The organism is Mesorhizobium sp. P5_C1 (genome assembly GCF_054049815.1).
Genome location: NZ_JBFULQ010001422.1, coordinates 1 through 521 on the forward strand (window position 1 = coordinate 1; position 521 = coordinate 521).

Here is a 521-nt window from a genome sequence, read left to right on the forward strand (position 1 = left end):
CTGCCCGCTCGAACCGAAGAAGGTCCGGTAGAAATAGGTGCCGAGGATGTCGGTGCTGTAGTTGGGTCCGGGCGCCGATCCGTTGAGCGCGAACACCAGGTCGAAGCCGTTGAACGTCCAGATGTAGGTGAGGATCGCGATCAGGCCGAATTGCGGCGCGATCAGCGGAAACTTGATCTTCCAGAACGTCGTCCAGCCGCCGGCGCCATCGATGTTGGCGGCTTCGACGAGCTCGTTGGGCACCGCCAGCAAGGCGCTGTAAAGGAAGACCATCGGGATGCCGAAATACTGCCAGACCGACATCAGCGAAATCGTGGTGAGTGCGGTCGATTCCGTGCCCAGCAGCGGAAAACCGACCAGGCCCCAGAGCGGGTTGATGATCAGGCGCCAGACGAAGCCGACGATGACCACCGACAGCGTCGCCGGTATGAACAGCAAGGTGCGGTAGATACCTTCCGACCGTGCCAGTTTTCCCGACGTCAGCAACGCCGCTAGCAGCAGGCCCATCGGCACTTCGACAA

1 protein-coding gene is annotated in these 521 nt (G+C 61.2%); it reads right to left on the minus strand.

Annotated features, from left to right (window positions below; genetic code table 11):
* The coding region (locus ACXJ7R_RS36150) for a carbohydrate ABC transporter permease (RefSeq protein WP_457155950.1) at positions 1–507 on the minus strand (507 nt) is incomplete at its 3' end.
* Positions 508–521 lie beyond the last annotated feature (14 nt).